The organism is Mucilaginibacter sp. UYNi724, from assembly GCF_054057495.1.
This window is the reverse complement of the sequence record NZ_JBSRZI010000001.1, coordinates 55,856-77,002: the sequence shown is the minus strand read 5'-3', so window position 1 is coordinate 77,002 and position 21,147 is coordinate 55,856. Positions and strand designations below refer to the sequence as shown.

Here is a 21,147-nt window from a genome sequence, read left to right as displayed (position 1 = left end):
TAAAAATGGACGGAGTGTTAAATCTATTTTAGGTTAAAAATGGCTTAGATTAATATCGGATTCCAAGACTATTACATATTAACTTAAGCGTTTCTTCTGGGAGTTTTTGTTTGCCTGCAAGGAACAGGTCTACTTCCTCTTGCCGACCAAGTATGGGTTCTAATATCGGCCTGAGTAAGTCGAAGTTTTTTATAGTAAGCCTAATAACATCAGATATATCCAATTGAGGTAAAATAAGTTTGGTATCTTCATAGTGATTTATTAGTGGCAGCAATGAACTTAACTCCTCAAATTCGGGTGTATCTGGTTGGGCCTCAAAAATAGCGATGGCTTTGTTTAGGGCTTGTTCATATTCAACCTTCGTTCTAAAATCCCGATTGCTTTCTAAGTAAGGTGTGCTGGAATGTAATGTTACTTCTCCATTTATATTAATATTACCTGAGTTGCCATCAGTATTTAACATTGTTTTTTCCGCATGCTTTATTGAGGAGGTCATCGGTGGTGGCGGAATAAGTACAACATTTGTTCTTTTGACTCGAAATTCTAAACCTGGATTTTGGGCCCGTTGCTGTTCAAACTCGGCCTGCATATAATCTTCCAGCTCCTTTTGCGTACCCAACCAAGAAATATAGGCAGTTTTAAGCGCGTAATTAGTGTCATAAAAAATTTGGTATTCGCCATTATTTAATGGGGAGGATGCACGAGTAAATTCTTCTGGTGATGATCTTTTAATTCGCCGGGTTATGCTTTTTGCTTCCATATAAGGAAAATTCTTAAGCCAGTTTAAAAAAACTGTTTGCGCTTCGGGATGCTGCTGAATATAATCTGCTATCTTATTCCTTGCAATTAAATTTATTTCCATAGTTCTAAGATAGAAAACCGATGACGTATTACATACCATGTAAACTGACCCTTAATTTGGCAACTTTCGTTAATTCCGTTTGTTACTTATTTGTTACTCTTAACAAATAAGATACTGAATATCAATTAGTAAATATATTCCGGCCATGCCGCAAAGATAAGTAATTCTGTTTTGTACGATGATTGGCGCATTTGCCCCGTTAAGTTGTCATAATAACCCCCTTGGATCTTGTGGGGAGTGCTTAAGTTTGCTTAACTTACACCAACGGATAATGAAAACTATATTTGACAAACTCACCCGCGACGGTTTGATAGATCGTATCAACAGTTTAACCGAGGACACCAAAGCTGAATGGGGCAAAATGAATGCCTATCAAATGGTGAGACATTGTGCTTTGTACGAGGAGATGATGCTCGGAAAAACGCAATTTAAACGAGCCATCATCGGCTATATATTTGGCAAAATAGCGCTAAGATCATTAACCAAAGATGAGAGCCTACTTAGTAAAAGTACCCCAACGGTTCCGGCCCTTGTAGAGGCATCAACCACCGGCGATTTTTTCGCGGCAAAAAAACATTGGATAGCACTGTTAGAAGAATATGCCAATTCGACTAACACGAGTATTACGCACCCCTTTTTCGGGAAGATAGAGAAAGAGCAAATTGGCTATTTGGTTTATAAACACAGCGACCATCACCTAAGGCAATTTGGTAAGTAGTTGAAATTTCGCATGCTTTAGCCTAACCGCTTTTATTTGCCTAAATTTGCCGCCATACACGGGTTATATTTACATGCGCTGGTTTATTTGTTTGGTATTTATGGTTGTTACAGGATGCACTGCTGCTTACGCGCAGGCAGATTCGGTACAAAAGCCTGCAGATAGCGTCCGCATCCGCTCAAGGTTTAAAGGCCCGTTGCCATTTTTAGATTCGGTTGCGCATGCTACAGCGGCCCGTGAAAAATTCGAGTCGGACTCCCTTGCGATGTTATATGTTCAGGCACCAGATCCTAACCGCCCCAACATGTTCGTGGATAGCATTTTAAAAGCCAATGCTTACAAAGGCGACCTGTATTTTAGCTTATCTACCAAAGCGAGAAGTAAGCAGGGATATGGGCACACAAGGCCATCGCGCGATATTTGGGTTATTGCCATTATTATCATTTTGTTATTATTTGCATCGGGCTTAAACATATTCTCCAGCAAGGATATGAGCAACGTTTTCCAATCGTTTTACAACCGAAAAAGCAGCACACAGGCGGGTAAGGAGGATAGCCCTATCAACTTTTGGACGTTTGCGGGTTTGTTCTTATTATTTGGTTTTACTTGCGGTTTGTTCCTTTATTTGTTAACCACAGGTTATTATAAAGTTTACTACACCATTGCCGGTTTCCAGCTTTTTGCAACCCTCTCGTTCGTTATTATAGCGCTGTTTGCCAGTAAGTTCCTGGTATTAAAGTTCTTAGGCTTTGTGTTTGATATCAATAAGTTAGTGTCCGAATATATCTCGGCCTTATCACTTACATATTTTAATATAACCTTTGTTTTTTTACCCGTAGCGCTATGTTTCAGCCTTATAGCCGATAAATTTATTCCCTTTTTACTGGTACTTACATTACTATTTGTGATAGTGATATTTATATGGCAGTACTTGCGTAGCAGCGTAAGTATTATTTCAAATTTTCGATTTCATAAATTTTATTTATTTGTCTATCTTTGTGCCCTTGAAATTTGCCCCATATTAATATTGATTAAGGCACTTAATATAGGATTTAGGTAGAATTAAACATGGCATTGGAAGATAGAAAGAAAAAGGTTAAAAGCATATTAGTTACGTTGCCGAAACCCGAGAATGATAAAAATCCCTATGCTGAATTAGCTAAAAAGCTTAATTTAAAAATTGATTTTAGGTCGTTTATCCACGTAGAAGGTGTGCCTGCTAAGGATTTCCGTAAGGAAAAAATCAACCTGGCCGATTTTACCGCCGTTATATTTACCAGCCGTAACTCCGCAGACCATTTCTTTCGTATTTGCGAGGAGATGCGCTTTGAGGTTCCGGTAGAAATGAAATATTTCTGCCTGTCTGAAACCATCGCCCTTTACCTCCAAAAATACATCCAATACCGTAAGCGGAAAATATTTTTTGGTAAACAAACCGCCGCCGACCTGGCCGAGGTTTTAAAGAAACATGCTGCCGAAAAATTCCTGTACCCCTGCTCTGACGTAGCGGCCGAAGAAACCCAAAAGTTCTTATTAGATAACGGTTATAACTTTACACCCGCTGTGCTTTTCCGCACTGTATGCAGCGATCTAAGCGACCTTGCCGAAGTGTTTTATGATGTTATAGCGTTCTTTAGCCCGTCAAGTATCCAGTCGTTGTACAAAAACTTCCCCAATTTTAAGCAGAATAATACCCGTATAGCAGCTTTTGGCGCAACTACACATAAGGCTGTTTTAGAGGCCGGACTGATCCTGGATATCCCCGCACCTACACCTGCCGCACCCTCCATGACCATGGCGATAGACCAATACGTTAAGCAAGCCAACAAATAATTAAAATTTAACAGTTGCCAAACCGCAACATTTTTCAGAATAGCCCGTATAACGGTGAAAGTATTTATGTAATAACGAAATATTTTTTATCGTACTCTTTGATGTACTATCGAAATCGAAGGGCGTTTTTTTTAACTATTAGCATTGTTTATTAGATTTTAAAAACATTTTTTCTGTTTGGTTACTGTAAAAGTGATATATTCGGGGGTACGTTCTGTTACATAGGATTAATAGATATTGACTGATTTTGGATACAAAATGAAACAAGTATACTTTTTAATAATAGTTTTGGCCGGTACTATATTAACCGGATGCGGCATAGGTGGCGGCGGTGGTGCTTCAAGTGGCGAGGTTATAGGGGTTAAGCAACGTTCTTTCAGGGCAACAACTCCCCTTAACATGGTTTATATTAAGGGTGGTACGTTTTTAATGGGTCAAACAGATCAGGATGTAACATTTGCACAAACAGCACAAACCAAACAAGTTACAGTTCCTCCGTTTTTTATGGATGAAACGGAGATCTCTAATACCAAATACAAGCAGTTTGTATTTTGGGTGCGAGATTCTATTGCTATAACCAACTACTTAAACGATACAAAATATTACTATCAGCCTAAAAAAGGCGCAGCTGCAGATCCAAACGGCAGGAAATACATCAACTGGAAATATGTTGAGAACAACCCGGTATTTAGTACACGTGGCAAAAACGCCTCGGCGAACCAACAAAAATTACAAGGACTTTACTACCAGGGCGATGACCGTGTGTTTGACCGTAACGAGATAGACGTACGTATGTTAAAATACAACTACGCGTTATTTACCCTGCGCGATGCATCAAACTATCGTAACGATAAAACAAAAAAACGTTCTGATTTCATTTTACGCGATACCGTAGGCGTTTACCCGGATACATTGGTTTGGCTTAACGATTTCTCGTATGCAGCCAATGAGCCAATGGTTGAGGGTTATTTTTCTCACCCGGCTTACCGTAACTACCCGGTTGTGGGTGTTACCTGGCGCCAGGCCCGTGCATTTACTGCATGGCGCACACGGTTAAGCGATGGTGCTAAAGACAAGCGCCACATCCCGCACAATCAACCATTTGCATTACCAAACGATGCTGAATTTGAATATGCAGCACGTGGCGGCAGGATAGGAACCGACTACCCCTGGGGCGGCCCTTACATTAAAAATGCCAAAGGATGTTTGATGGCCAACTTTAAGCCGGGCCGTGGTAATTATACTGATGATGGCGGTGCTTACACAGTTAACGTAAGATCATACTTCCCTAACGATTATGGTTTGTACAACATGGCCGGTAACGTTGCCGAGTGGACCTCATCTGCTTACGATGAATCTGCATCAACATTTGTGCATGACCTTGCGCCAACATTTGATTACGAAGCAAAAGCGAGCGACCCCGAAGTACTAAAACGTAAAGTTGTACGCGGCGGCTCTTGGAAAGATATCGGTTACTTCCTTCAAAACTCAACCAGTACTTTCGAGTACCAGGACACCGCGAAATCGTATATCGGTTTCCGCTGTGTAACCCCATTCCTTGGTCGCGATATCAAGGACAAACGCTAATTCAAAACAAACTAACAAATACAAATCATCTTTACTAAAGTTTATGGCTGGTAAAAAGAAACCTTTCGGAATTGGGAATATTATATCAATTGGAGCTACAGTTGTTATAATCGGGTTGCTGTTTAAAATTCAACACTGGAAGTTCGCTTCAGAATTTATAACACTTGGATTAGGTACTGAGGCTATATTGTTTTTTATCCTCGGTTTACAACGAGAAGATAAAGACGTGGATTGGGTACGTGTATATCCCGAATTGAATGAAGATTTTTCTGGCGAATTGCCAAAGTCGTCTTCAAGGCCTGCTATATCTGGTGGCGACAGTTTTTCAAACACTGCCGCTTTAGACAAAATGCTGTCTGACGCTAAAATAGGCCCCGAGCTTATTGGCAGCTTAGGCGAAGGCTTGCGCACATTTGGTGATAAGGTTAACGCCATTTCAAGGGTGACCGATGCAGGCGACGCTACAATTGCTTTTACAAACAAAGTAAAACAGGCAACTGCAAGCTACGATGGTTTAAGTAATGCTTTTGAGAAAGCGTCTGCTAATTTAAATGAAATGGCAGGCACTAACATCGATTCTAAAGCTTACCATGATCAGGTTACTAACCTGGCTAAAAACCTTTCATCGTTAAACGCGGTGTACGAACTGGAGTTGCAAGACTCGAGCGCGCACTTAAAAGCGATGAACAGCTTCTACAAAAACCTGTCGTTAACGATGAATAACTTTAACGAATCGTTAGACGATTCTAAACAGTTTAAAGATGAGGTTGGCCGTTTAGCTAAAAACCTTGCGTCATTGAATTCGGTGTATGGTAACATGCTTACAGCAATGAACCAGCCAAGGGTTAACTAACATATTAAGTATACCAACACAGATAATATAAAGCATGGCCGGAGGTAAAGAAACCCCAAGACAGCGGATGATAGGTATACTGTACCTGGTACTATTAGGGCTTATCGCCTTAAACGTACCGGACAGCCTACTGGACTCGTTCAAGAATATCACAAACAGCTTAGACCAATCGCGCGTAAACGTTACTACCGGTTTAGATAATACCTACTCGGCATTTGTGGCAACAAAGGTTAAAGAGCAACCCGAAAAAGCAAATAAACTTTTAGCTACTGCTAAAGAGGCAACTAAGGTCTCTGCTGAACTTAACGGGTATATTGAAGAACTCAAGAAAGAGTTAGTTGAAAAAGGTGGTGGTATAAACCCCGAGATCAATGACGTTAATGCGAGAGAAAGCCTTGACATATCATCAGAAGTGATGATAAACGATAAAAAAGCCGATGTGTTAAAGCAGAAAATTGAAGCTACAAAGGCTAAACTGATCGGGTTATTAGGTAAAGATGGTGCGGGTGTTAATTTTTCATTAAATGCAAACGATCCACCAAAACGTCCTGGCTATCCATCTAAAACCTTCCAAACCGGTTATTTTGGAGAAGGTATCCCGTTAGGCGCTGCTTTAACCACTTTAGCAAAAATACAGGCAGATAATAAAAATGCCGAGAACGAAGTAGTTAAAAGGATATTAGGTAAAGTTGACCAGGCACAGGTTACGCTTAACGAGTTTAAGGCTGTTGCTGTAGCGCCAACCAGCTACGTGCTATCTGGCCAGGAATATAAAGCGGACATCTATTTAACCGCTTACGATTCTAAATCTAACCCTACAATAACGGTGGGCGGTTCGCCGATACCAACAGCTAACGGTGTAGGTACTTACACAACAAGGGCAAGCGGTGAAGGTATCCGTAATTGGACGGGCTCTTTATTAGTTAAGCAAGTAGATGGCCCGCCAAAATCTTACACTGTTACAGGTAGCTATATGGTTGCAAAACCATCGGCAGTGGTATCTCCGGATAAAATGAATGTATTGTACATTGGTGTACCAAACCCATTGTCGGTTTCGGCACCGGGTGTACCGAAAGAAAGTATAAAAGTAAGCATGAGCGGTGGCTCGGTATCTGGTTCAGGTGGGCATTACACGGCAAATGTAAGTGCACCGGGTGTTGCCAAGGTGACCGTAATGGGCGATAAAGGCATGGTATTAGGCGCTATGGATTTTCGTGTAAAACGGATCCCGGATCCTAAAGCGATGTTCGCCGGCAAAAGCGGTGGCAAAACCGGCGCGGCCAACATCCGTGCGCAGGACAGGCTTTTTGCAAAACTGGAAAACTTTGAGTTCGACGCTAAATTTAATGTCACCAGGTTTAGCCTGATCATTATCAGACCACGCCAGGATGCTGTTAGCTTAACAACCACGGGTGGCGAGTTATCTGGCGCAATGCGCTCTGCTATGAACGGTGTTACGCCGGGCACTACCGTTGTATTCCAGGATATAGTTGCTGTAGGCCCCGATGGCACACAGCGCGGGCTTGACCCGATAATACTATTGGCTAATTAAGAAGATTATGAAAACAAGATTTTTGATCATTGTACTTTGCCTTGCTTGCAGCGCTTCATTCGCTCAAACCAAAAAAAGAACAACCAAAAAAGCCGGGACAAGGGCAAGGACAACAGCCCCTGTTACTTTGCGTGTTAACCCTGATAGACAGGCGACAGGCGCAAATTTAACGGCTGTTGATACTAACAGGAAAAAACCTTTTGACCGCCCGATGGATGGTTATTACAAGAAAAACAATATCCTTAGTGCAAAGGTAACCCCTTACGCTAACCTGCGCGAAGCTGATGTAATGTTTGCAAAACGTGTGTGGCGAGAGATTGACCTTCGCGAGAAGATGAACCAATATCTTGGCTCGCCAAAAGGCAGGCTGATAGATGTGTTAATGAATGCTATCGATCTTGGTGAACTTACAGCCTATGACCCATCGCCCACTAAAGATGACCCTAACGGTGATAGCTTTAGCAGGCCTTTAGGTGCAGGGCAGGCACGTGCCCGCATGGCAGATAGCTCGGTGGTAGATAAGTTTGATAAAGACGGTAACAAAATAGGATCAACGATCCAGGCAGGTGAATTTAACCCGGATAGCGTTGTTAAGTTCCGCATTAAAGAGGATTGGTATTTTGACAGGCAGCGTTCTGTATTTGAACCACGTATCATTGGTATCGCACCACTTTATAAACCTAAAGCAGCAGGTTTAGAGCTGGATTACCAACCGGCTTTTTGGATCTACTTTGATGAAGCAAGGAAAGTATTGGCAGTTAAAGAAGCGGTAAGCCGTAACAATGATGCAACAGGCTTAAGCTTCGACGATTGCTTTGTGAAGCGCATTTTTACCAGTTACATTGTGAAACAATCAAACGATAAAGACGAACGCATACGCGATTACGCACAAGGTATTGATAAGCTTTATGAGTCTGAAAGGATCAAAAAAACCATACTTGATTATGAACTTAATCTTTGGAAATACAGCGAGTAATTTAGCATGAAAATATTGAAGCCCGTATGCGTTTGCATATGGGCTTTTTTTATGTCTCAGTGCTTCCTTGTAATCCTACTGACCCTTAATTGGAACGTAGCGTAGCAATCCCCGATTTACACAGTCGCTGATGTTTCTATCGAAGATTGCCCCACGTCGCCATCTCTACTCGCGACGACGTGTTAATTGGATGACCTTATTGCAAACCCGTCACATCACTAACCGATGGATTAAAGTAATGTGTAATAGATTTAGCCTGCTTCAAATTTACCACCTCCTGCAACTCGGTTTCAGTTGCTTCGCGGATTTTTTTCACGGATTTGAAGTATTTCAAAAGCTTGTCGGCGGTAGTTGTGCCTATGCCGGGTATTAGTTCAAGTTCGGTGGCTAAGGTGCCTTTGTCCCGTTTTTTCCGGTGAGCGGTAATACCAAAACGGTGGGCCTCGTCGCGCAACTGCTGGATCACTTTAAGCGTTTCAGATCGTTTGTCAAGGTATAGCGGATACTGGTCGCCGGGATAGTATAGTTCTTCCAAACGTTTGGCAATGCCTATAACGGTTACCTGTTTATCTATACCCAGTAACCTCAAGCTTTTCATCGCTGATGATAGCTGGCCTTTACCACCATCAATAATGATAAGTTGTGGTAGCTCGGTACCCTCATCAAGCATACGGCGGTAGCGGCGGTGCACAGCCTCTTCCATCGTGGCAAAGTCATCCGGGCCTACAACGGTTTTTACATTGAAAAAGCGGTAATCTTTTTTTGATGGTTTACCATCTCTAAACACTACAATAGCCGATACCGGATACGCACCCTGGAAGTTGGAGTTGTCAAAACATTCGATATGGCGCGGCAAAGTGTTCATGCGAAGGTCCTTCATCATCAACGTAAGCAGGCGGTCCACGCGAACATCGGGGTTCAGCCTTTCGTACTGGTCTATCTTTTCTTTTTTAAAGAACATCACATTCTTTTGCGACAGATCTAAAAGTTTGCGTTTCTCGCCCAGTTTAGGCACCGTAAATTTTAGCTTCTCATCTTCTACATCGATATTAAAAGGGACGATGATCTCTTTAGAAGTGCTGTTATATCTGGTCCTGAACTCGGTTATAGCGATGCTTAACAATTCCTCGTCAGTTTCGTCAAGGCGTTTTTTAAGTTCGATAGTTTGGGTTTGGGTGATGGTGCCGTTCATCACTTTCAGGAAGTTTACAAATGCATACTTCTCCTCGGATGCGATGCTGAAAACATCCACATCGGTGATAGAAGAATTTACCACAGTAGATTTGCTCTGGTAGTTCTCCAGAAGATCTTGTTTACGTTTTAAACGATGGGCCAGCTCGAAGTTAAGCTCGCTTACCGCTTTGTCCAGGTCGCTTTTTAAGCCACGTACAACGTTGCCTATCTTCCCGTTGAGCACGTCGGTTATCTCGCCAATATTATTGTCGTAGTCGGCCTCAGATTGGAAATCCTGGCAAGGGCCTTTGCAGTTGCCTAACTGGTACTCCAGACAAACTTTAAACTTGCCTTTTTCGATGTTTTCGCGGGTAAGGTTAAGGCTGCAGGTACGCAGGGCATAAGTTTCTTTTATCAGCCCCAAAATGGTATGCATCATACTTACAGAGGCATAAGGGCCAAGGTATTTGGAGCCATCCTTAATGATGCGGCGTGTCCAGAATATGCGGGGATAATTCTCGTTCTTGATGATGATCCAGGGGTAGGTTTTATCATCCTTCAGCATCACATTATAGCGGGGCTGATGCTTCTTGATCATGCTGTTTTCCAGCAGCCAGGCATCCACCTCGGTATCTACAATAGTGAAAGTGATGTTACGGATCTTGGAAACAAGCACCCGGGTTTTGGCATTTATTTGGGTGTCTTTGTTAAAATATGAGCCCACACGGTTACGCAGGTCTTTTGCCTTACCAATATAGATGAGCTGTTTTTCGCTGTCCCAATATTGATATACACCCGGTTTGTGCGGTATATTTTTTAAAGCTTCCTTGTAATCGAATTTCTCCATCTTTTGTTGAAAGGTTGGAACGTTTTAAGGTTGGGATGTTGTTGAATCAATAATAAAGACAACCTTTAAACCTTACAACATTTCAACTTTATAACAAGTTCTAAAAGTCTAATTTATTATCCACCTCATTAGTGCCTTTTTGCTGTTGGCTGTAGGCCCCACAATCCAGCGTGATAGATACGCCGGATTTTGGCGCTACAAAGTCTACATTCTTTTTGATCCCTAAGGAAGGGTTGGCGTAAACCCTTTTCATGTAACCTGCAAATATAGGCAGTGCGGTATTGGCACCTTCGCCAAGGCGGGTAGACCGGAAGTGGATGTCGCGGTCTTCGCAACCTGTCCATACGCCGGTAACCAGTTGCGGGGTAATTCCCATGAACCATCCGTCGGAGTTATCTTGCGTGGTGCCTGTTTTGCCGCCGATGGGGTTGGTAAGGCCATATTTGGCACGTAAGCGATAACCGGTACCCTCGTCAATAACGCCTTTTAGCATGTAGGTCATCACATAAGCGGTTTGCTCGTTCATAGCTTGCACTATGCGCGGCGTATTGTTATATAAAACGTTCCCGTTTTTATCTTCGATACGCAACAGGTAGGTAGGCTCTGTCCATACACCCTGGTTGGCAAATGCCGAGTAAGCACCAGTCATATCAAAAACCGATGCATCGAACGTACCTAAACAGATAGAAGGATATGGCGGAACGTTACTGGTGATCCCCATTTTTTTGATCAGTTCCATAACCGGGACGGGCTTAACCTCGTTCATTACATAGGCGGTAACCCAGTTTTGCGAACGGGCAAGTGCGGTGCGCAAGGTGATTACACCCGGCACAGTTTCGCTTGGCGACGAACGCGGCGTCCAGTCGGCACCATAGCCGGTAATGGTGATAGGCTCATTGGCCACTTGCTGGCAAGGCGAAATCCCATCATCAATAGCCACGGCGTAAGTAAATGGTTTAGCGGTAGATCCTACCTGCCTGGTACCCATTTTTACCTGGTCGTATTTGAAATGCTCAAAGTTGGTACCGCCCACCCATGCTTTAATGTAGCCTGTAGTAGGGTCCATACTCATAAGCGCGTTACGTAGCAACATTTTGCAATACACAATAGAATCGATAGGCCTCATCAATGTATCGATATCGCCACGCCAGGTAAATAAATTCATTTTTGCAGGCTTATTAAAATCAGCACGGATCTCTTCTTCAGATGCCCCCTGCGATTTTAGGGCGATATATCTGTCTGACCTGTACATGCCTTTATCAAGCAGTGATTTAAAGTTTGGGATGCTTTTCCAAAGACTAATCCCTTTCCAGTGGGCGTTAAACTGCGCCTGCAGGGTACGCATATATTCTTTCTGCGCGTCCTCGGCATATTGCTGCATGGTGGCATCAATGGTAGTGTATATTTTTAGGCCGTTGCGGTCGAGGTCGTAAGGGGTGCCATCGGGTTTCATGATCGATTTATCAACCAATATTTTTTGCACCTCTTTTTTAAGTATAGCCCTAAAATAGGTTGCAATACCGTCGTTATGGTCTATAGGGCTAAAGGTTAAACCAAGTGGTTTGGCTTTATATTCATCTGCCTGTCCGGCGCTTAAAAAGCCCTCTTCATCCATACGGCGAAGAACAAAATTACGGCGGTTTTTAGCGTTATCGGGGTGGTTTATGGGCGAGTAAATACCAGGGCCGTTTATCATCCCAATCAATAAAGCAGCCTGGTCCGGCGTAAGTTTATCTGGTGTAGTATTAAAGTAAGTACGCGATGCCGAACTGATGCCATAAGTGTTATAAGCGCCAAAATCTACGGTGTTCATGTACAGGGTAAGAATCTCTTCCTTAGTGTAGTTACGTTCTATCTTAACCGCGGTGATCCACTCCTGTAGTTTTTGAATGACGCGTTTAAAAGGGTTGTGCGACCGCTCCGAAAAAAGGTTTAACGCCAACTGCTGGGTAATGGTACTACCACCTTGTTTTTTGCCAATAAGGTTATAAAATATTATGCTGAACGTACGCTGAAAATCTATCCCCGAGTGCTGGTAAAAGCGGGTATCCTCGGTAGCAATTAATGCATTGATAATGTTTGGCGAAATCTGTTTATAAGTAACACTTGTGCGGTTCTTGATATAATATTTGCCAATAACCCGCTTATCTGACGAGATGATCTCTGATGCCTGGTCGCTTTTAGGGTTTTCCAGCTCGGCGAATGACGGCAACGGGCCAAACACCTGGAACGCGATAAGCAATATCATCAGCACGAAAAAAGAGAAACAGGCGATCACAAAACGCCATATATACCAGTTGTAACGTTTAATATCCTGTTGCGAAACTTTATTGATCATCTGTTTTTTAGTAGTTTTGTTGATAATAGTCTGTATAACTATCCAGTTTTTTTCGGTCGGCTAATTTATTCAGATTTTCTTGTGTTATAATAAAAAAGCTGTATTTATCCTGCGGCACCTTCATAATATCCGGCATCAGCGGTAAAATCTTACGGGCATAATCTTTAACACTTGCAAGATTGGCAAAGCGGCCAATATATATCAGTTGGTTATCATACCCAACGGCTTTTAGCTGGTGTTTGATGCCGGTGCTGTTATAACTAACCCTGTTGAATTGCCCAATACCAAAACGAGATGACGACAGATTGATTGCGCCGCTGCTTACATTTATCACCAGGTAATAATTGGTACTATCGCGCAAGCTAAATATCGATGGGGTTTGCTTAACAGGTGCAACCGCAGGTAGTGTAACAACAGGTGCAGTAACCTGTGCCGATTGCGTTACCGGTGGCAAAATATCAGTTTTAGTTTCAACAGTCGTTTCTTTTACAGATTCTTTAACAACGGCAACCTCTGCAGGTTTTTCAACCTTTGGCGGAGCGGAAGTTATTTCTGAAGCTTTTGGCTCTTTTAACAAAGGTGGCGTAACCGGTTTCGGCTCTTGTTTGCGCACATCGGGTCCCGGTATATATTTTTCTGCAGGTACCCTAAACTCTGTTTCTTTTTGGTAGGGGATAGGTAGGGTAAACTGTGAGTCGTTTGTTTCACGATCAGATATTACCACGCTACGTAATGATAGTTCTGAACGGTTGGCAACGATGTACGCCAAATGCTGATTAACCAACGGGGTTATCAGTTTATCGTTGGGGTATTTGGTTGCTATATTTTGCAGATCGGTATTAAAAGGAGTTAATGGCCCCAAGTGACCCGCAGCAAAGGCGCGCAGGTAATAGATCTGCGATGCAAACCGATTATTTGGATATTCCGCCAGCAAAGCATCCGACGCGGTGATAACCTTTGCATACTGCCTGGTTGCATACAGATCGTATATATTATTATATAGTATGCTGAAGCCGGTATCCTCATCATTGATGTGCTTACTGTACTCCGGGTCTAGGATGATCCTGGCAAATGGCGTTTGCGGGTAGTTTTTCACCAACAGATCTTTATACTTATTTGAGGATGCAGGGTCTGTATCGCTGTACAGGCGGTATAGGTTATAATATATTGCCGCGGTATTATCGTTATTTGGGAAACGCCTTAAGATAAGTTCGTAGGCTGCAATAGCTTCTTTTTTATCATCCAATACATCGCGGTAAAAGTTGGCAATATCCAGATACGCATCATAACTGCGCTTGTTAGACTGTGCCAGTAACGAGGGTGTAAGCGGCAGATTCTGCAAAAGCTCCTGCCTGTAATTGCCTGCTGTAACCTTGTTGGCGTTGTTGCTGACCAGGTCATTTGCGCCGCCATCCGGGTCAGTTGCCTGTATGGCTACCGAATTGTTTTGGGTAATGTCGCTGCCCGCGCGATTGGCCCTGCGCCAGTTATCCTCTAAACGGCGGTTACCCCAAACACGCTTAAAGCTGCTAAAACCCTGGCTTACCGCGTTGGCATTGCTAAAGTAAAAGTTATCGCCATTGGGCAAACTCTCTTGTGCCGTTTGGTTTACATTGATAGCACTACGTGCCTGGGCATTATTTACTTGTGCAGGTTGCGATCTTAATATTTTTGCCTCCACCATTTTATCGATGCGGGCAAGGCGGGTTGGTTCATCAAGTTTGGCAAGCATCTGTAAGGTATCTTCGCGGTCAATTACCTGCAGCCTATCTGCCAGTACCTGAAGGTTGTCGGCCTTCTTTTTAATGATATGATAGTTAGGGTAATTTGGCGACAGGCTCACCAACGCGCTGTCATAAAAGTTTTTGGCGCCGGTGTAATCACCCTTATTCTTAAAATACAAATCGGCCATACGCAGGTAAGACAGTCCCTTTTGATTTTGATTTTTTGTACTGTAGTTGATGGATTGCCTGTAGCTTTTCAGCGCGTTATCTATTTCGCCATCGTTGTACTGGATCTGCGCTATCTGGAAATATACCTGGTCGGTAAAATCTTTATTATTAGCGTTTTTAAGTAGCGACCGCAGGCGGGTAAGGCGGCTTACTTTAACGCCATTCTGCATGTCCTCAATACGGATGCGATTAAGGTTGGCATTAAAGGCCATGTCAAATATCGCGTTGCTTTTGCTAACGCGATCATAATTGGCAACCGCGTCAATAGGTTCGTGGTTCATCTCCTGCAATTGCGCAAGGATAAATGTCCAGCGTAATTCGCGCTCTTTACCGTGTGCGTTCTCTACCGCCAGTTTCGCCATGACTTCGGCATCTGCATAGTCTTGTACGTTTATATCATACTGCAGTTTGGTGGCGTACACATCGCCGGTAATATTTTTTTTGGGGTTGACCTCAGCAAGGGCGCTATCTAAAGCGGTTTTAGCATCGTTAGGCTGATTGATGTATAGTAATGAACGCGCCTTGTAAACCAATGCCTCTTGTTTAAGCTCAATATTGCTGCCAAACGAGCGGATAACATAATTGGCATACTCTACCGCGTCAAAGTAATTTCCATCGAGATAATTGGCCTTGCTTAGTAACAGATAGGCATCGCCTAAATAATGGCTTTGCTCTTTAACGCTGATGATGGTATTGGCTTTCTCTTTAACCAGGTCCAGCTCTTTATCGGGTACATCGCTTTTGGTTATGGTATCGCGGTAAACGCTTAGCAGTTCACTGTAATCGTCAACATACCCAGCTTCATAAGCTTCTTGTTTTTGGCGAAGGATCTCTTTGGCATTAAACAAGATATTGTATTTGGCTGTTAAATTTTGCAGGCCCCGGTTAAACCCGCTCTTTTTCTCGAGAGAACAGCCGGCAACAACCACAAGTATGGCAAGCAACAATAACTTAACTAAAGAAAGGGTAGAAGTTGGCCTCAATGGTTTTTGGTTAATAGATATATTTTAATAATTCTTTAATTGCAGCGTCTGATATATTTGTTTGTTCGGCTTTATCGTATAAACTTAAAAGAATAACGGTATTTTCTGAGAAATGTAAATGCGTGATAATTCTACCTCCGCCACTTTTACCTTTCCCTTTACTTGCGATAGATAGCCGTATCTTAAAACAACTTGAACCTAAAGAGGTACCCTGTTTAGGTTCGCTTTTTAATGACCTTATTAATTCACCTAATTCGATTTTTAATGAGGGATACTTTTTTACGAGACGTTTTGCCTGCTTATCAAATGAATGAAGCGTGATAACATTATAACTCATCAAGCAATTCCTCCGCAGGTCTGCCCTTAAGTTTACCGGCCTTTATCAGCTTAACATCTTCTACAGCCTCTTTTAATTCGCTTAGAAAACGACTGTTCTCATCTGTCAACGGTTTGGTTTTCACGTATTTAAAGTTCTTTAAAACTTCTAATACAAACGAAGCTTTGTCATCCTGAATGTCCAATAAAATTTTCATAGAAAATGGATATAAAAAGTATCGCTAATTTACTAAATACTATTCAATAGGTTTAATAAATTTGCCGCATGGCACAAAATGAACAAAAGCAACCCGAAGAAGGGGGCAAAGCAGTAAACGCTTACGCCAAATATACCGGGCTGGCGTTCCAGATGATCGCTATTATCGGCATCTTTGCATTCGCCGGTTATAAAATAGACAAAGCCAACCAACACGATACCATGTGGGTAACCGCAGCGCTGTCGCTTGCCGGGGTGTTTATATCATTGTTCATCGTTATCAGATCTGTACGAAATTGAAGATTCAACCTGCACTTATATCGTTTGCCATTTTTGTGGCGGTACTTGCCGCCCTGCCTTTTGGCATTTCAATGGCAGGATACCCTAATTTATTGATGCCCTATTTCTGGGGAATGTTCGCCTACATTACAGGCCTTACGTTTTTAATAGTAATGGCCATATTATTTACCCAAAAAATAAACCCCGAAAACTACGCCCAGGTTTTTTTGGCCGGGACTACTTTTAAAATATTGGCCTGCCTGGCATTTATGGTGATATTTTTAATGAAAAACAAGGTAGAAAAGGGCGTTTTTGCAGGCAATTTCTTTTACTTATATTTCTTAAATACGGCCTTTGAAGTTTACGTGTTATTACGTAACTTGCGCAACCAAAATTTAAAGTAAAAAACTTTATTTAGATGTATAAAAGCTCAATTTTGAAATCAAAAATTTTTACACTTTTACGAATTTGTGCCGTTTTTTTAACGCTGACCGCATTTTCAATACCGGCTTTTTCGCAGGAAGAACACGCTGAACATGCCGAAGGCGCTGAAAAGAAGTTTGAGCCAAGCGAGGTTATTTTAGAACACATTGCCGACTCTCATTCTTTACACCTTTGGGGCGAAACTTCGTTACCACTTCCGGTTGTATTGTACACTGATAAAGGCCTCGAAGTATTTTCTTCATCGCGTTTCGAGCATGGCCATGCAGACTACGTTGGCAAATACTACACATACCGTTTAATAAACGATAAAGTAAATATTGTTGGCGAAAATAATACTGTTGCCGAAAGCGCAAGCATTGTAAAATGGAATAGTAGTTTAATTGACTTTTCTATCACCCGTAACGTGGCAAGCATGTGGATGGGTATCGCTTTCCTGCTTATCATCTTCTTTAGCGTATCATCGGCATACAAAAAACGCCAGGGCAAAGCACCTAAAGGTTTACAATCTTTTATGGAGCCGCTTATCCTTTTTGTAAGGGACGATATCGCCCGCCCAAACATCGGTTACAAATACCAGCGCTTTATGCCGTTGTTATTAACCGTGTTTTTCTTTATCTGGATCAACAACATGATAGGCCTTGTGCCTTTTTTCCCCGGGGGTGCAAACTTAACGGGTAATATAGCCGTAACGCTTGTGCTTTCTGTTATCACTTTAATAGTAGTAAACCTTAACGGTAACAAACACTACTGGAAACACATTTTCATCCCGGCCGATGTGCCTGTTTGGATCTGGCCTTTATGGTGGGTTATCGAGTTGGTGGGCATCATTTCACGCCCTTTCGCGTTAATGATACGTTTGTTTGCCAACATTACAGCTGGTCACATTATTGTGCTTAGCTTAATATCACTGATATTTGTGTTCAAGTCGGTAGGCATTGCGCCCGTATCAGTAGCTTTTGTGGTGTTTATGGATGTATTGGAGTTGCTGGTAGCAGCACTGCAGGCGTTCATTTTTACGCTGTTAACCGCGTTGTTTATCGGTACAGCTATTGAGGAGCACCACCACTAATTTTTTGCAAATAATTATATTAATATATACACTTTAAATTTAAAACAATGTTTGGAAGTATCGCTGCACTTGGTGCAGGTTTAGCCGTAATTGGTGCCGGTATAGGTATCGGTCAAATTGGTGGTAAAGCTGTTGAAGGTATTGCTCGTCAGCCAGAAGCTGCTTCAAAAATCCAAACTGCAATGATCATCGCTGCTGCCCTTGTAGAGGGTGCTGCTTTGTTTGGTGTGGTTGTATCTTTCTTAGGCTTGAAATAATATTTCATCCCTTCAAGAGGATTAAAAAATTAACCGTACCCGTAGCGATTGGCTGCGGGCACGGTTATTAAATTGAATGTTAAAATATATACATCATATATAATGAATCCATTAGTTACCCCCGAGATTGGTTTAGTGTTCTGGACAACGGTATCGTTCCTGGTGCTGTTTTTCTTACTTGCCAAATTTGCCTGGAAACCTATTATGGGTGCCCTTGACGAGCGCGAGCGCTTTATTGAAGACTCGCTTTCAAAAGCTGAGGCTGCTAAAGAAGAAATGGCTCGTTTAACCAACGAGAACGAAGTGCTTTTAAAACAAGCGCGTATAGAGCGTGATGCTATTTTGCAGGAAGCTAAAAAGGTGAAAGACCAGATCATAGCTGATGCTAAAGATGCTGCACACAAAGAAGGTGCACGCCAGATAGAGCTTGCCCGTATTGATATCCACAACCAAAAAACAATTGCTATGGCAGATGTAAAAAATCAGGTTGCTGCTTTATCTATTGAGATTGCGGAGAAAGTATTGCGCAAGCAGTTTGAAGACCAGGGCAAACAGGATGCATTAGTTGCAGAGCTGTTAAAAGAAGTTAAGTTATAATATTAGACATGGGATGGCAGATTTGAGACATAAGACAAGCAGTCTCACATCTCAAATGTCACATCTCAAATCTCAAGAACGATGTCAGAAATAACAGTAGCATTAAGATACGCGAAAGCACTAATTGACCTTGCCGGGGAGCAAAAAGCCCTTGAAGAGGTTAAAACTGATATGGAGCTTTTTTTGGGTACTGTAAAAAGTAGCCCGGAGTTGGGTGCTGTTTTGGCTAACCCCATTATATCGCACAGTAAAAAGGTACATATACTGGCTGATGTTTTTGGCAGCAAGGTTAACAAGGTAACTATTGCATTCTTAAACATCATGATCAATAAAGGCCGTGGCGAAGTGTTATACACTACCGCGCAGGAGTTTATTGGTTTATACGATGTGAAGAATCAAATTACTAATGCCAAAGTAATAACCGCGTCACCACTATCTGCAGAGAATAAGCAAAAAATGCTTGACGATGTGCAGAAAGCGATTGGCGGTACGGTTAAGCTTACTGATAAAGTTGACCCATCGTTAATTGGTGGTTTTGTGCTTACTGTAGGCGACAGGCAGGTTGATACCAGCATAGCCAGCAGCTTAAAACGAATGAAAAAGGAATTTGCACAGGTTGCAATCAAATAGTATTAAATTAAAATTCTAAAATAAATTCAAAAATGGTAGAGGTAAGACCAGACGAAGTATCAGCAATTTTGCGTCAGCAATTAGCGGGCTTTAAGTCAGAATCTGAATTAGAAGAAGTGGGTACCGTGCTCCAGGTGGGTGACGGTATTGCACGCGTTTACGGACTAACTAAAGTACAATCAGGTGAGCTGGTTGAATTTGATAACGGTTTACAAGGTATAGTATTAAACCTTGAAGAAGATAACGTAGGTGTGGTATTGTTAGGTAGATCTGACGATATTAAGGAAGGTGACAATGTAAAACGCACCAACCGTATCGCATCTATCAACGTTGGCGAAGGCATGCTTGGCCGTGTTGTAGATACTTTAGGTACCCCAATTGATGGTAAAGGACCGATCATCGGCGAAACGTACGAAATGCCTTTGGAGCGTAAAGCGCCTGGTGTTATCTATCGCCAGCCGGTAACTGAGCCATTACAAACAGGTATCAAAGCTATCGACGCGATGATCCCGATTGGCCGTGGCCAGCGCGAGTTGGTTATTGGTGACCGCCAAACTGGTAAAACCGCTGTTTGTATCGATACCATTATCAACCAAAAAGAATTTTACGATGCCGGCGCGCCGGTATATTGTATATATGTAGCTTGTGGCCAAAAGGCTTCTACAGTTGCAAACATTGTACGCACATTAGAAGAGAACGGTGCTATGCCTTACTCTATCGTTGTTGCGGCTAATGCATCAGACTCTGCTACCATGCAGTTCTTTGCGCCGTTTGCAGGTGCTGCAATTGGCGAGTACTTCCGTGATACAGGTCGCCCTGCATTGATCGTTTATGATGATCTTTCTAAACAAGCGGTAGCTTATCGTGAGGTTTCATTGTTATTACGCCGCCCACCGGGCCGTGAGGCTTACCCGGGTGACGTATTTTACCTGCACAGCCGTTTATTAGAACGTGCTGCAAAAGTTAACAGCAATGATAACATCGCGCAGCAAATGAACGATTTGCCGGAGTCTATCAGGCACATTGTTAAAGGTGGTGGTTCATTAACCGCTTTGCCTATTATCGAAACACAGGCTGGTGACGTATCTGCATATATCCCTACCAACGTAATTTCAATTACTGATGGTCAGATCTTCTTAGAGTCTAACTTGTTCTTAGCAGGTATCCGCCCGGCAATTAACGTAGGTATCTCGGTATCACGTGTGGGTGGTAACGCGCAGATCAAATCGATGAAGAAAGTTGCCGGTACACTTAAACTTGACCAGGCACAATATCGTGAACTTGAGGCATTCTCTAAATTCGGTTCGGATTTAGATGCGTCAACCAAAAACGTAATTGACAAAGGTGCCCGTAACGTAGAAATTTTGAAGCAAGGCCAGTTCTCTCCGGTAACGGTAGAAAAACAGGTAGCTATCATCTACTTAGGTACTAAAAACCTGATGCGTAACGTACCGGTTAACAAGATCCGTGAGTTTGAAGCAGAATATACAAGCCAGTTAGAGCAACGCCACCCTGAAGTGTTGGCAGCCCTTAAAGCAGGTAAATTTGATGACCAGTTGACAGGCGTACTGGAAACAGTAGCTAAAGAATTGGCAGGTAAATATTAATTTAAGTTGCGAGGTGCGGAGTGCGAGGTGCGTGAAAATTTATTTCGCACTTCACACT

The 21,147-nt window shown here is 42.5% G+C and carries 20 protein-coding genes; 14 read left to right on the top strand and 6 right to left on the bottom strand.

Translation table 11 applies throughout. The annotated features are described in order from the left end of the window. Positions 1-49: 49 nt before the first annotated feature. On the bottom strand, positions 50-862 hold the full coding sequence (locus ACVW0P_RS00390) for a hypothetical protein (RefSeq protein WP_457130318.1): 813 nt from the start codon (positions 860-862) through the stop codon (positions 50-52). Between the two features lie 271 nt (positions 863-1,133). Between ACVW0P_RS00390 and ACVW0P_RS00385 the strand changes: the two genes are divergently transcribed. The 7 genes from ACVW0P_RS00385 to porN all read left to right on the top strand — a co-directional run bounded on the left by ACVW0P_RS00385 (position 1,134) and on the right by porN (position 8,381). Further along, positions 1,134-1,580 (top strand): DUF1569 domain-containing protein, encoded by a 447-nt coding sequence (locus tag ACVW0P_RS00385; protein ID WP_457130317.1) that lies wholly within the window; start codon positions 1,134-1,136, stop codon positions 1,578-1,580. Positions 1,581-1,653: 73 nt separating this feature from the next. Next, entirely contained in the window at positions 1,654-2,640 is a 987-nt protein-coding gene (locus ACVW0P_RS00380; RefSeq protein WP_457130316.1) for a DUF4271 domain-containing protein, read from the top strand. Positions 2,641-2,648: 8 nt separating this feature from the next. Beyond that, entirely contained in the window at positions 2,649-3,413 is a 765-nt protein-coding gene (locus tag ACVW0P_RS00375; RefSeq protein ID WP_354428366.1) for a uroporphyrinogen-III synthase, read from the top strand. Positions 3,414-3,671: 258 nt separating this feature from the next. Further along, positions 3,672-5,000 carry a T9SS ring complex lipoprotein PorK/GldK gene (porK, locus tag ACVW0P_RS00370; RefSeq protein ID WP_354428368.1) on the top strand — a complete coding sequence of 443 codons (1,329 nt, stop codon included), beginning with the start codon at positions 3,672-3,674 and terminating at the stop codon, positions 4,998-5,000. A gap of 43 nt (positions 5,001-5,043) precedes the next feature. Further along, the gene (porL, locus tag ACVW0P_RS00365) at positions 5,044-5,853 is read left to right on the top strand and encodes a type IX secretion system motor protein PorL/GldL (protein ID WP_354428369.1); all 810 of its coding nucleotides are present in this window, start codon (positions 5,044-5,046) and stop codon (positions 5,851-5,853) included. Between the two features lie 34 nt (positions 5,854-5,887). After that, a complete protein-coding gene (gene porM, locus ACVW0P_RS00360; protein WP_457130315.1) occupies positions 5,888-7,405 on the top strand; it encodes a type IX secretion system motor protein PorM/GldM in 1,518 nt (505 codons plus the stop codon). A gap of 7 nt (positions 7,406-7,412) precedes the next feature. Beyond that, positions 7,413-8,381 (top strand): type IX secretion system ring subunit PorN/GldN, encoded by a 969-nt coding sequence (porN, locus tag ACVW0P_RS00355; RefSeq protein WP_457130314.1) that lies wholly within the window; start codon positions 7,413-7,415, stop codon positions 8,379-8,381. 196 nt (positions 8,382-8,577) lie between these two features. Here porN and uvrC read toward each other — a convergent pair whose 3' ends face one another. The 5 genes from uvrC to ACVW0P_RS00330 all read right to left on the bottom strand — a co-directional run bounded on the left by uvrC (position 8,578) and on the right by ACVW0P_RS00330 (position 16,207). Then, entirely contained in the window at positions 8,578-10,401 is a 1,824-nt protein-coding gene (gene uvrC, locus ACVW0P_RS00350; protein WP_457130313.1) for an excinuclease ABC subunit UvrC, read from the bottom strand. A gap of 100 nt (positions 10,402-10,501) precedes the next feature. After that, positions 10,502-12,739: a penicillin-binding protein 1A gene (locus ACVW0P_RS00345; protein ID WP_457130312.1), complete on the bottom strand. Its 2,238-nt coding sequence runs from the start codon at positions 12,737-12,739 to the stop codon at positions 10,502-10,504. Positions 12,740-12,746: 7 nt separating this feature from the next. Continuing rightward, positions 12,747-15,674 (bottom strand): type IX secretion system periplasmic lipoprotein PorW/SprE, encoded by a 2,928-nt coding sequence (gene porW / locus ACVW0P_RS00340; RefSeq protein WP_457130311.1) that lies wholly within the window; start codon positions 15,672-15,674, stop codon positions 12,747-12,749. Between the two features lie 10 nt (positions 15,675-15,684). Then, a complete protein-coding gene (locus tag ACVW0P_RS00335) occupies positions 15,685-16,011 on the bottom strand; it encodes a type II toxin-antitoxin system RelE/ParE family toxin (RefSeq protein WP_354428379.1) in 327 nt (108 codons plus the stop codon). Further along, positions 16,001-16,207 (bottom strand): hypothetical protein, encoded by a 207-nt coding sequence (locus ACVW0P_RS00330; protein WP_354428381.1) that lies wholly within the window; start codon positions 16,205-16,207, stop codon positions 16,001-16,003. Before ACVW0P_RS00330 ends, ACVW0P_RS00335 begins: the two co-directional genes overlap by 11 nt. Before the next feature lie 68 nt (positions 16,208-16,275). On the opposite strand from ACVW0P_RS00330, the gene ACVW0P_RS00325 reads away from it, so the two are divergent. The 7 genes from ACVW0P_RS00325 to atpA all read left to right on the top strand — a co-directional run bounded on the left by ACVW0P_RS00325 (position 16,276) and on the right by atpA (position 21,089). Further along, positions 16,276-16,506, top strand: a complete 231-nt coding sequence (locus ACVW0P_RS00325) for an AtpZ/AtpI family protein (RefSeq protein WP_354428382.1) — start codon at positions 16,276-16,278, stop codon at positions 16,504-16,506. Next, the gene (locus ACVW0P_RS00320; protein ID WP_457130310.1) at positions 16,503-16,889 is read left to right on the top strand and encodes a hypothetical protein; all 387 of its coding nucleotides are present in this window, start codon (positions 16,503-16,505) and stop codon (positions 16,887-16,889) included. The genes ACVW0P_RS00325 and ACVW0P_RS00320 overlap by 4 nt, the downstream gene beginning before the upstream one ends. A 32-nt stretch (positions 16,890-16,921) precedes the next feature. Next, on the top strand, positions 16,922-17,998 hold the full coding sequence (atpB, locus tag ACVW0P_RS00315) for a F0F1 ATP synthase subunit A (protein ID WP_457130309.1): 1,077 nt from the start codon (positions 16,922-16,924) through the stop codon (positions 17,996-17,998). A 47-nt stretch (positions 17,999-18,045) separates the two neighbouring features. Beyond that, the gene (gene atpE / locus ACVW0P_RS00310; protein WP_191173613.1) at positions 18,046-18,255 is read left to right on the top strand and encodes an ATP synthase F0 subunit C; all 210 of its coding nucleotides are present in this window, start codon (positions 18,046-18,048) and stop codon (positions 18,253-18,255) included. Between the two features lie 102 nt (positions 18,256-18,357). After that, entirely contained in the window at positions 18,358-18,852 is a 495-nt protein-coding gene (gene atpF / locus ACVW0P_RS00305) for a F0F1 ATP synthase subunit B (RefSeq protein WP_354428388.1), read from the top strand. Positions 18,853-18,933: 81 nt separating this feature from the next. Next, positions 18,934-19,482 carry an ATP synthase F1 subunit delta gene (gene atpH, locus ACVW0P_RS00300; RefSeq protein ID WP_457130308.1) on the top strand — a complete coding sequence of 183 codons (549 nt, stop codon included), beginning with the start codon at positions 18,934-18,936 and terminating at the stop codon, positions 19,480-19,482. 32 nt (positions 19,483-19,514) lie between these two features. Continuing rightward, positions 19,515-21,089: a F0F1 ATP synthase subunit alpha gene (atpA, locus tag ACVW0P_RS00295; RefSeq protein WP_457130307.1), complete on the top strand. Its 1,575-nt coding sequence runs from the start codon at positions 19,515-19,517 to the stop codon at positions 21,087-21,089. The last annotated feature ends 58 nt before the right edge of the window (positions 21,090-21,147 follow it).

Coding starts and splice junctions, on each gene's coding strand:
- ACVW0P_RS00390 (WP_457130318.1), bottom strand. CDS start 862: ATGGAAATAAATTTAATTGCAAGGAATAAGATAGCAGATTATATTCAG.
- ACVW0P_RS00385 (WP_457130317.1), top strand. CDS start 1,134: ATGAAAACTATATTTGACAAACTCACCCGCGACGGTTTGATAGATCGT.
- ACVW0P_RS00380 (WP_457130316.1), top strand. CDS start 1,654: ATGCGCTGGTTTATTTGTTTGGTATTTATGGTTGTTACAGGATGCACT.
- ACVW0P_RS00375 (WP_354428366.1), top strand. CDS start 2,649: ATGGCATTGGAAGATAGAAAGAAAAAGGTTAAAAGCATATTAGTTACG.
- porK (WP_354428368.1), top strand. CDS start 3,672: ATGAAACAAGTATACTTTTTAATAATAGTTTTGGCCGGTACTATATTA.
- porL (WP_354428369.1), top strand. CDS start 5,044: ATGGCTGGTAAAAAGAAACCTTTCGGAATTGGGAATATTATATCAATT.
- porM (WP_457130315.1), top strand. CDS start 5,888: ATGGCCGGAGGTAAAGAAACCCCAAGACAGCGGATGATAGGTATACTG.
- porN (WP_457130314.1), top strand. CDS start 7,413: ATGAAAACAAGATTTTTGATCATTGTACTTTGCCTTGCTTGCAGCGCT.
- uvrC (WP_457130313.1), bottom strand. CDS start 10,401: ATGGAGAAATTCGATTACAAGGAAGCTTTAAAAAATATACCGCACAAA.
- ACVW0P_RS00345 (WP_457130312.1), bottom strand. CDS start 12,739: ATGATCAATAAAGTTTCGCAACAGGATATTAAACGTTACAACTGGTAT.
- ACVW0P_RS00335 (WP_354428379.1), bottom strand. CDS start 16,011: ATGAGTTATAATGTTATCACGCTTCATTCATTTGATAAGCAGGCAAAA.
- ACVW0P_RS00330 (WP_354428381.1), bottom strand. CDS start 16,207: ATGAAAATTTTATTGGACATTCAGGATGACAAAGCTTCGTTTGTATTA.
- ACVW0P_RS00325 (WP_354428382.1), top strand. CDS start 16,276: ATGGCACAAAATGAACAAAAGCAACCCGAAGAAGGGGGCAAAGCAGTA.
- atpE (WP_191173613.1), top strand. CDS start 18,046: ATGTTTGGAAGTATCGCTGCACTTGGTGCAGGTTTAGCCGTAATTGGT.
- atpF (WP_354428388.1), top strand. CDS start 18,358: ATGAATCCATTAGTTACCCCCGAGATTGGTTTAGTGTTCTGGACAACG.
- atpH (WP_457130308.1), top strand. CDS start 18,934: ATGTCAGAAATAACAGTAGCATTAAGATACGCGAAAGCACTAATTGAC.
- atpA (WP_457130307.1), top strand. CDS start 19,515: ATGGTAGAGGTAAGACCAGACGAAGTATCAGCAATTTTGCGTCAGCAA.